This window comes from Nitrococcus sp. (genome assembly GCF_059432795.1).
On the sequence record NZ_JBXWZQ010000102.1, the window covers coordinates 1 to 9,781 of the forward strand.

Annotated in this window: 9 protein-coding genes and 1 tRNA gene; all 10 read left to right on the plus strand. The window is 58.0% G+C overall.

Annotated elements, in window-relative coordinates; translation table 11 throughout:
- Positions 1-108 (plus strand): EF-Tu C-terminal domain-related protein (locus tag AC52Q4_RS07505; protein WP_495536190.1); only part of this gene is annotated, 108 nt, incomplete at its 5' end.
- 142 nt (positions 109-250) lie between these two features.
- Positions 251-326, plus strand: a tRNA-Trp gene (locus AC52Q4_RS07510).
- 38 nt (positions 327-364) lie between these two features.
- On the plus strand, positions 365-742 hold the full coding sequence (gene secE, locus AC52Q4_RS07515; RefSeq protein ID WP_495536183.1) for a preprotein translocase subunit SecE: 378 nt from the start codon (positions 365-367) through the stop codon (positions 740-742).
- Positions 743-747: 5 nt separating this feature from the next.
- Entirely contained in the window at positions 748-1,281 is a 534-nt protein-coding gene (gene nusG, locus AC52Q4_RS07520) for a transcription termination/antitermination protein NusG (RefSeq protein ID WP_495536184.1), read from the plus strand.
- A gap of 113 nt (positions 1,282-1,394) precedes the next feature.
- Positions 1,395-1,835, plus strand: a complete 441-nt coding sequence (rplK, locus tag AC52Q4_RS07525; RefSeq protein ID WP_495536185.1) for a 50S ribosomal protein L11 — start codon at positions 1,395-1,397, stop codon at positions 1,833-1,835.
- The gene (gene rplA, locus AC52Q4_RS07530) at positions 1,828-2,523 is read left to right on the plus strand and encodes a 50S ribosomal protein L1 (protein WP_495536186.1); all 696 of its coding nucleotides are present in this window, start codon (positions 1,828-1,830) and stop codon (positions 2,521-2,523) included. Before rplK ends, rplA begins: the two co-directional genes overlap by 8 nt.
- A 536-nt stretch (positions 2,524-3,059) precedes the next feature.
- Positions 3,060-3,587 carry a 50S ribosomal protein L10 gene (gene rplJ / locus AC52Q4_RS07535; protein WP_495536187.1) on the plus strand — a complete coding sequence of 176 codons (528 nt, stop codon included), beginning with the start codon at positions 3,060-3,062 and terminating at the stop codon, positions 3,585-3,587.
- A 72-nt stretch (positions 3,588-3,659) separates the two neighbouring features.
- Positions 3,660-4,037, plus strand: a complete 378-nt coding sequence (rplL, locus tag AC52Q4_RS07540) for a 50S ribosomal protein L7/L12 (protein ID WP_495536191.1) — start codon at positions 3,660-3,662, stop codon at positions 4,035-4,037.
- Between the two features lie 194 nt (positions 4,038-4,231).
- Positions 4,232-8,296, plus strand: coding sequence for a DNA-directed RNA polymerase subunit beta (rpoB, locus tag AC52Q4_RS07545; protein ID WP_495536188.1), 4,065 nt, complete (start codon positions 4,232-4,234; stop codon positions 8,294-8,296).
- A 187-nt stretch (positions 8,297-8,483) separates the two neighbouring features.
- The coding region (locus AC52Q4_RS07550) for a DNA-directed RNA polymerase subunit beta' (RefSeq protein WP_495536189.1) at positions 8,484-9,781 on the plus strand (1,298 nt) is incomplete at its 3' end.

A 9,781-nucleotide genomic window follows, 5' to 3' on the forward strand; every position in this document is an offset into this window, starting at 1 on the left:
TCGGTGACATTGATTGCCCCGATCGCGATGGAGGAGGGTGTGCGCTTTGCCATCCGCGAAGGCGGTCGTACCGTCGGCGCCGGCGTCGTCTCTAAAATCCTGGAGTAAAAGCCATGGCGACAAGCCATAGGCTTCACTTGCCTTTAATAACAGGTTATAATTTTCTGTTTAGCCACGATATCGATTCTGTGGCTTATTGGGGTGCCCGATGAGATTGCCTGCACCATCTGTTTGCCTCGCAAGATAGCATAGGCCAGTAGCTCAATTGGTAGAGCAGCGGTCTCCAAAACCGCAGGTTGGGGGTTCGAGTCCCTCCTGGCCTGCCATATCCTGATTACCGGCGCCGTGGTTGTAGTGCCGTCCCATGAATGCCAGAGCCGAAAGCGGATCATCAGTCATCGACACCATCAAATTGGTTGTTGCCGTCCTCGTCTTTCTCGTTGGGGTCGGCGGCTTCTACTACTATTCCGATGAGTTGCTGCTCTATCGCGTACTGGGCCTGATTGCGCTGGGTACGGTTGCCGTGGGCATCTGCATGACCACCCGCAGTGGACGCGAGGTCTGGGCTTTTGCGCGGGACTCACGCCAAGAGTTGCGCAAGGTGGTTTGGCCTACCAAGCAGGAGTCTTTGCAGAGCACGGCGATCGTGCTCGTCATGGTCGTGCTGGTGGGCATTTTTCTGTGGTTGCTGGATACCTTCTTCCTCTGGGCGATTCAAATCCTGCTGCGTCCTGGAGGTTAAGGGATATGGCAAAGCGCTGGTACGTCGTTCATGCCTACTCCGGCTTCGAGAACCAGGTGAAGCGATCGCTGGAGGAGCGCATCAAGCGCGAGGGGCTGGAGAGTAGATTCGGTGAGATTCTCGTGCCTACCGAGGAAGTGGTGGAGATGCGCGAGGGTCAGAAACGCCGTAGCGAGCGTAAGTTCTTTCCGGGCTACGTGCTCGTTCAGATGGAAATGACCGAGGAGACATGGCATCTCGTGCGGGATGTTCCCCGGGTCATGGCGTTCATTGGTGGTACGAGTGATCGTCCGGCGCCGATCTCGGATGCGGAGGCGGAGCAGATACTCAATCGTGTCAAGGAAGGCGCGGAGCGGCCACGACCGAAAGTTCTGTTCGAGGTGGGCGAAATCGTTCGGGTTGTGTCCGGTCCGTTCACTGACTTCAACGGCGTGGTCGAAGAGGTCAACTATGAAAAGAACCGGCTACGGGTGGCGGTTTTGATCTTCGGTCGGTCAACGCCTGTTGAGTTGGAATTCAGTCAGGTCGAAAAGGGTTGATGACGAGGCGAGACAGCCGAACCAAACTGGGGCGTGAAACGCCCAAGACATCCGGGCCGGGCTGCCGTTCGCACTGTGGCGCCAGCCTTTGATGTCCGAACCGGGAGGCCGAGATGGCGAGAAAGGTTGATGCGTATATCAAGCTGCAGGTGGCCGCTGGTCAGGCCAACCCAAGCCCCCCGGTGGGGCCTGCATTGGGGCAGCGGGGTGTGAATATCATGGAGTTTTGTAAGCAATTCAATGCGCAAACTCAAGATATGGAGCCCGGTTTGCCTATCCCGGTGGTGATTACGGTTTACAGTGATCGCAGCTTTACTTTTATCACCAAAACGCCGCCGGCCGCGGTGCTGCTGAAAAAAGCCGCCGGTATCAAATCCGGAAGCGGCACGCCGAACACCAAGAAGGTCGGAACCGTCAGCCGTGAGCAGGTTGCAGAGATTGCCAAGACCAAGTGGCCGGATTTAACGGCCTCGAATATGGATGCGGCGCTTCGGTCGATTGCCGGAAGCGCACGGAGTATGGGTATCACGGTCGAGGGCTCTGAGGATGGCTAAGATCAGCAAGCGTCAGCAGACGCTGCGCGAAAAAGCAGACCGCGCTGCGGTATATTCGGCGACGGACGCGCTCTCGTTGCTAAAGGATCTCTCGACGGTCCGATTCACGGAGTCGGTCGATGTCGCGGTCAACTTGGGTGTCGATCCCCGCAAGTCCGATCAGGTCGTGCGCGGTGCCACCGTGCTTCCTCATGGTACCGGCAAAACGGTACGGGTGGCTGTGTTCGCCCAGGGCGCAAACGCGGATGCCGCGAAAGAAGCGGGTGCCGACGTGGTGGGCATGGAGGATCTGGCCGAGCGCATTCAAGGCGGGGAGCTTGATTTCGGCGTGGTTATCGCCTCTCCAGATGCCATGGGCGTCGTAGGGCGGTTGGGCAGGATTCTCGGGCCACGCGGCCTCATGCCCAACCCCAGAGTTGGCACTGTCACCGCCGATGTGGCCGCGGCCGTGCGTAATGCCAAGGCCGGACAAGTACGCTACCGGACGGATCGCGGCGGTCTGATTCACTGCACATTGGGCAAGGTGACCTTCGAGGTGGCTCAACTGCAGCAGAATCTGGAAGCCCTGATCGGCGATCTCATGAAAATAAAGCCAGCCGCGGCGAAAGGCGTTTATCTGAAAAAGGTGACGGTTTCCACCACCATGGGGCTTGGGTTGCAGGTGGACCTCTCATCAGTGCGCGCATGAGGGTCGTTTTTACCTGAATTGTCGAGTTCGCGAGCTGCTGCATGCGAGGCGTTTCTGCAATGGCGGATTATCCAATAGAAGGTCGGCGAATCCGGTTTGCGCACGCCGAGCTGCGCTGGCGATGCGTCGTTGTTGCCCAACTGGAAAAGGTTGTTGCCCAACTGGAAAAGCGTTAGATACGGAAGAAGGGCCTGGGCTCGCCGAGAGGCGGGCTTGGACTAGATTGTGAGCGCGGCGCCATTGAGGTGCGACCTCTTGGCACTGTAGCTGAAGATGACTCAAAAAGGCTGTCGGTTCGACGTGACAGCCGTCATAGACCGCTAGGTGCGTCGCTGACGCTTAAAGCCGTGGTGTTTCACGTAGGCGCCTGCGCAGACGGTGCAACTGGGACAGGATGACGCTTCCTGCATCAGGCCACCGCTGGATATCGGGAGAGATAAGTTGGTAAATGCGTGTATCGTTCACGATCTTGGCGAGTCGATCCGGATCGTTGCCGCACATGCGCGCAAGCCAACGGCGTTTCGGGAGTGATTCGGATGGGATTAAGTCTGGAACAAAAGCAGCGGATGGTGAGTGATCTGGCGGGTGTGGCCTCGGATGCGCAATCCGCGCTCGCCGCGGAATATCGGGGACTCACTGCAGCGGAGATGGACCGCTTGCGCGTCAAGGCACGCGAGGCCGATGTTTATCTGAAGATCATCAAGAACACGCTGGCCAAGCGGGCTGTGGCGGGTACGCACTTTGAGTGCATGACGGAGGGTTTCGAGGGTCCGTTGCTGCTGGCGTTTTCACGCCAGGATCCGACCTCTGCGGCGCGGGTTGTGCAGGATTTTTCCAAGGAGCATGCAAAGCTTGTAGTAAAGATGGTCGCGCTCGGTGGGAGGCTTTACCCGGCCAGTGAAGCGGACCGTCTCGCCAGCCTGCCAACTTATGATGAAGCGATCAGCCGACTCATGGCGACCATGCAGGCGCCGGTGCAAAAGTTGGTCACAACGCTCAACGAAGTGCCTGGCAAGTTGGTCCGGACGCTGGCGGCCGTGCGGGATGCCAAGCAAAACGCATGATTCGAATGATTCCGTCCTAGCTGCACGTGGATGAAGTTCAGAAGATATCGCGTCAACCGAGGAGAATGAATGATGGCCGTTTCCAAAGAAGATATTCTGGAAACTATAGGCAACATGACCGTTATGGAGGTCGTCGATCTCATCGAGGCCATGGAGGAGAAATTCGGCGTAACGGCTGCTGCCGCGGTCGCGGCGGCGCCAGCGGCTGGTGCCGGTGGCGCAGAGGCTGCCGAAGAGCAGACCGAGTTCGATGTCATCTTGAGCAGCTTTGGCGCCAACAAGGTCGCTGTGATCAAGGCGGCCCGCGCTGTCACTGGACTCGGACTCAAAGAGGCCAAGGAACTTGTAGAGAGCGCTCCCGTTCCAATAAAGGAGGGTGCCGCCAAAGAGGAAGCCAACGAGATCAAGGCGAAACTGGAAGAGGCGGGTGCGAGCGTCGAGCTCAAGTAAGGGCCGACACCCATACGCCGAGAACGCGAACGCCGTGGAGCGGGCTGGTGGCTGATGAGCTGCCGGCCTTTTCCCGTTTGTAGTGAATACAGCTTGCAGGATCCATGGCTTTGCCCAGCCCCGGGAGGACTGCCGCTACCTGCTATCCAGTGCTTTGATCGTGCCCAATCGAATTAGACCGATGAGGAACCTCGATGGATTACTCGTTCACCGAAAAGAAGCGTATCCGCAAGGATTTTGGCAAGCAGTCGAAGATCCTGGATGTTCCCTACCTTCTCGCGACCCAGATCGAGTCATATCGTGAGTTCCTGCAGTTGGACAAGCATCCCGAGGACCGGGCGGAAATCGGCCTGCATATGGCTTTCAAATCGGTGTTTCCGATATCCAGCTATTCGGGCAGTGCCGTGCTGGAATATGTGAGCTATCGCATTGGTGAGCCTCCGTTTGACGTCAAGGAGTGCCAGCTGCGCGGCCAGACCTATGCGGCGCCGCTACGCGTGCGGGTGCGATTGATGATTTACGACAAGGATGCGAGCAGCGTCAAGGACATCAAAGAGCAAGAAGTCTACATGGGCGAGCTGCCGCTCATGACGCGCAACGGCACCTTTATCATCAATGGCACGGAGCGGGTCATTGTCTCGCAGTTGCATCGCTCGCCGGGAGTGTTTTTTGACCACGACAAAGGCAAAACCCATTCCTCGAAAAAGTTGCTGTTTTCCGCCCGCGTCATTCCCTACCGAGGTTCGTGGCTGGATTTCGAATTCGATCCCAAGGATGCGATATTCGTGCGGATCGACCGCCGGCGCAAATTGCCGGCAACGATATTGCTTCATGCGCTCGGCTACGACAACGAGCAGATTCTAGAGCGATTCTTCGAAAGGAATACGTTTCATTTAAAGAAGAACAAGGCGGTGCTCGAGCTGAAACCGGAGCGACTCCGGGGGGAGACGGCGTCGTTCGATATCCATATCGGCGATGAGGTCCTAGTCGAAAGCGGCCAGCGGATTACGGCACGCCATATTCGCCAGCTGGAGCGCGGTGGAGTGACTCAGCTCGAGGTTTCGGACGATTATCTCAACGGCAAGATTCTGGCGCAGGATATCGTCGACAAGAGCAGCGGCGAAATACTCGCCACAGCCAATACCGAGCTTACCGGGGAGTTGGTTCAAGCGATACGTGATGCAGGGATCAAGAAGATCGAAACGCTCTACGTCAATGATCTCGACCGTGGCGCCTACATCTCCAATACCCTGCGCGGTGACTCGACGACGAGCCAGCTCGAGGCGCTGGTCGAAATCTACCGTATGATGCGACCGGGGGAGCCTCCGACCCGAGAGGCGGCGGAAAACCTTTTCCAACACCTGTTCTTCAGTGAAGATCGCTACGACCTCTCGCCGGTCGGGCGTATGAAGTTCAATTTGCGGGTCGGGCGCCAGGAGGTCACTGGTTCGAGCACGCTGAGCAATGAAGACATTCTGGATGTCCTGCACGAGCTGATTAACATTCGTAACGGTAAGGGCCAAGTGGATGACATAGACCATCTTGGCAATCGACGAGTGCGCTGCGTGGGGGAGATGGCCGAGAATGTTTTTCGCGTTGGCTTGGTGCGGGTCGAGCGGGCGGTGCGCGAGCGCTTGAGCTTGGCCGAGAGCGAAGGCCTGATTCCTCAGGAACTGATCAATGCCAAGCCGGTGGCAGCGGCGATCAAGGAGTTTTTCGGCTCCAGTCAGCTTTCGCAGTTCATGGATCAAAACAATCCGCTTTCCGAGGTCACCCACAAGCGCCGGGTATCCGCGCTCGGTCCCGGGGGGCTGACCCGGGAGCGGGCGGGGTTTGAGGTGCGCGATGTTCATCCGACGCACTACGGGCGCGTTTGCCCAATAGAAACCCCGGAAGGACCGAATATCGGTTTGATTAATTCATTGGCGGTTTATGCTCGGACGAACCGCTATGGTTTTCTCGAGACACCGTATCGCAAAGTCGTTGATGGCCGGGTAACGAGCGAGGTGGAGTATCTCTCGGCGATTGAAGAGGGTCGCTTCGTAATCGCTCAGGCGAATGCGCGCGTCAGCGACGAGGGCCGGTTGTTGGATGATCTGATCTCCTGCCGTTTCCAGAACGAGTTTGGCATGGCGACCCCGGAGCGGGTTCAGTACATGGACGTGGCACCCAAACAGATCGTTTCTGTGGCCGCTTCGCTGGTTCCGTTCCTGGAGCACGATGATGCCAATCGCGCGTTAATGGGTTCCAACATGCAACGTCAGGCGGTGCCGACCCTGCGCTCGGAGAAACCGCTGGTGGGGACGGGGATGGAGCGTGCGGTGGCGATCGACTCGGGTGTCACCGTGATTGCCGATCGTGGCGGTGTTGTGGAGCAGGTTGACGCCGCGCGCATCGTGGTTCGCGTCAACGATCAGGAGACCGGGCCAAGCGAGCCCGGGGTGGATATCTACAATCTGACCAAATACACGCGCTCCAACCAGAACACCTGCATCAACCAACGCCCGTTGGTGCGTCCCGGCGAGCAGGTGGCGCGGGGTGATGTGTTGGCTGATGGTCCTTCCACCGATATGGGCGAGCTGGCGCTGGGTCAGAACATGCTCGTCGCTTTCATGCCGTGGAATGGCTACAACTTCGAAGACTCCATCTTAATCTCCGAGCGGGTGGTGCAAGAGGACCGCTATACGACGATACATATCGAGGAACTCACCTGCGTCGCCCGGGACACCAAACTGGGACCGGAGGAGGTCACGGCGGATATCCCGAATGTAGGTGAAAGCGCGCTGTCTAAGCTCGATGAGTCCGGCATTGTGTACATCGGTGCCGAGGTGAGGGCGGGCGATATCCTGGTGGGCAAAGTCACGCCAAAGGGCGAGACCCAACTGACGCCCGAAGAGAAACTCTTGCGCGCCATCTTCGGCGAAAAGGCGTCCGACGTGAAGGATACGTCGTTGCGCGTGCCGACCGGTATGGATGGCACCGTCATCGACGTTCAGGTCTTTACCCGCGATGGAGTGAAGAAGGACCAGCGGGCATTATCCATCGAGGCCGGGCAATTGGCCGATGTTCGCAAGGATCTCACGGATCAATATAGGATTTTTGAAGACGACGCATTTGCTCGTCTGGAGCGCTTGCTGGAGGGTAAAGTGGCTGCTGGCGGCCCTGACGGTCTGCGCAGCGGCGTTGAGGTAAGTAAGGATTATCTCTCAGGCGTTCAGCGGGAGCGCTGGTTCGAAATCCGCATGCGCGACGAGGAGGTCAACCAGCAGCTCGAAGCAGTGCAGGCGCAGCTCAAAGCGCAGCGCGAGCTCTTCGATAGCCGGTACGATGAAAAAAAGGCCAAGATCACGGCGGGCGATGATCTGGCGCCGGGCGTGCTGAAGATGGTCAAGGTTTATTTGGCCGTCAAACGTCGGGTGCAACCCGGCGACAAAATGGCCGGCCGTCACGGCAACAAAGGCGTAATCTCCACCATCGTTCCCGTTGAGGACATGCCGTATCTCGAAGACGGCACGCCGGTGGACATCGTGCTCAATCCGCTGGGGGTGCCGTCCCGGATGAATGTCGGGCAAGTGCTCGAAACCCATCTAGGCTGGGCATCCAAGGCCTTGGGCCGCAAGGTTGCCGATATGTTGGAGGCTCGCGCCGAATCGAGCGAGCTGCAGGGTTTTCTCGATGAAATCTACAACGCCAGCGGCCGTAAGGAAGATCTGAGCGCGTTTTCCCCCGAAGAGTTGAACGAGCTTGCCGAGAACTTACGCAGCGGGGTGCCCATGGCCACCCCGGTTTTTGATGGGGCCCACGAGAACGAGATCAAGGCCATGCTGCGCTTAGCCGGGCTACCGGAGTCAGGCAAGGCCGTCTTGTACGATGGTCGTACCGGGGAGGCGTTCGATCGTCCCGTCACCATCGGTTACATGTATATGTTGAAACTCAACCACTTGGTGGATGACAAAGTTCACGCTCGATCGACGGGCCCATACAGTCTGGTCACTCAGCAGCCACTAGGCGGTAAGGCGCAGTTTGGCGGTCAACGCTTCGGTGAAATGGAAGTATGGGCGCTCGAGGCCTACGGCGCGGCTTATACGTTGCAGGAAATGTTGACCGTGAAGTCGGACGACGTCTCGGGTCGTACCAAGATGTATAAGAACATCGTTGACGGTGACCATCGGATGGAGGCCGGCATGCCGGAGTCTTTCAACGTATTGGTCAAGGAGATACGTTCGCTCGGCATCGATATCGAGCTGGAGCAGGACTGAGCGTGACTCAGCCACCTGGTGACCAAGCGCAATACACTTGGACTGCCCTGCTTCGTGACTCGGCAGGGCGGCTATTTCTGAATGCCTGCAAGGGTGAGTGTCCGGGTGCGCTCGCGGCCGTCGCGGCTGCAGCTCCTCGGGCGCTTGCCAACCCCCTTACGAACTCAAGGCTGGACGGGCAGCGGTTATGAGAGATTTGCTCAATCTGTTCAAGCAGCCTGGTGCGCAGCTTGACGATTTTGACGCTATTCGAATCAGTTTGGCTTCGCCTGACATGATTCGATCCTGGTCCTATGGCGAGGTAAGAAAGCCAGAAACCATCAACTATCGCACCTTCAAGCCGGAACGGGATGGTCTTTTCTGCGCCAAGATATTCGGGCCAGTAAAAGATTATGAATGCCTTTGCGGCAAGTATAAGCGACTCAAGCATCGGGGCGTGGTATGTGAGAAATGCGGCGTCGAGGTGACGCTTGCCAAAGTGCGCCGTGAGCGCATGGGTCATATTGAGCTGGCCAGTCCAGTCGCGCACATTTGGTTTCTCAAGTCGCTGCCGTCGCGCATCGGCTTGTTGCTGGATATGACCTTGCGCGACATCGAGCGTGTCCTTTATTTCGAGGCCTTCGTCGTCATCGATCCGGGTATGACTCCGCTCGAGCGCGGCCAGTTGTTGACCGACGAGGACTATCTCGATGCGGTCGAGCAATACGGCGATGAGTTCGACGCGCGAATGGGCGCCGAGGCCGTCCTCGAACTGCTGAACAGCGGCAATATGGAGGATGAAGCCGCTCGCCTGCGCGAGGAGATCGATGGAACGAACTCCGAGTCCAAGATCAAGCGCTTGTCCAAGCGGTTGAAGTTGGTTGAGTCGTTTCTCGACTCCGGCAATCGGCCTGAGTGGATGATTCTCACCGTATTGCCGGTTTTACCTCCGGATTTGCGTCCCTTGGTACCGCTGGACGGAGGCCGGTTCGCCACCTCCGATCTCAATGACCTCTACCGCCGGGTGATCAACCGCAACAATCGGCTGAAGCGGCTTCTGGAGCTCTCCGCGCCGGATATCATCGTGCGCAACGAAAAGCGCATGCTGCAGGAGGCGGTGGACGCTCTGCTCGATAACGGTCGCCGGGGCCGTGCCATTACCGGGACCAACAAGCGCCCATTGAAATCACTGGCCGATATGATCAAAGGCAAGCAAGGGCGCTTCCGCCAGAACTTGCTCGGCAAACGCGTGGATTACTCCGGACGTTCGGTGATCGTTGTCGGTCCGACGCTTAAGCTGCACCAATGCGGTTTGCCCAAGCGCATGGCATTGGAGCTATTCAAGCCTTTCATATTTAGTAAGCTGCAGCGTCAAGACTTGGCGACGACCATCAAGGCAGCCAAGAAGATGGTGGAACGCGAGGCTCCCGAGGTGTGGGACATACTCGAGGAAGTCATCCGTGAGCACCCGGTGCTGCTCAACCGTGCCCCGACGTTGCACCGGCT

Excerpts from the sequence above, each read along its gene's own strand:
- secE (WP_495536183.1), top strand. The coding sequence starts at position 365 with ATGAATGCCAGAGCCGAAAGCGGATCATCAGTCATCGACACCATCAAA.
- nusG (WP_495536184.1), top strand. The coding sequence starts at position 748 with ATGGCAAAGCGCTGGTACGTCGTTCATGCCTACTCCGGCTTCGAGAAC.
- rplK (WP_495536185.1), top strand. The coding sequence starts at position 1,395 with ATGGCGAGAAAGGTTGATGCGTATATCAAGCTGCAGGTGGCCGCTGGT.
- rplA (WP_495536186.1), top strand. The coding sequence starts at position 1,828 with ATGGCTAAGATCAGCAAGCGTCAGCAGACGCTGCGCGAAAAAGCAGAC.
- rplJ (WP_495536187.1), top strand. The coding sequence starts at position 3,060 with ATGGGATTAAGTCTGGAACAAAAGCAGCGGATGGTGAGTGATCTGGCG.
- rplL (WP_495536191.1), top strand. The coding sequence starts at position 3,660 with ATGGCCGTTTCCAAAGAAGATATTCTGGAAACTATAGGCAACATGACC.
- rpoB (WP_495536188.1), top strand. The coding sequence starts at position 4,232 with ATGGATTACTCGTTCACCGAAAAGAAGCGTATCCGCAAGGATTTTGGC.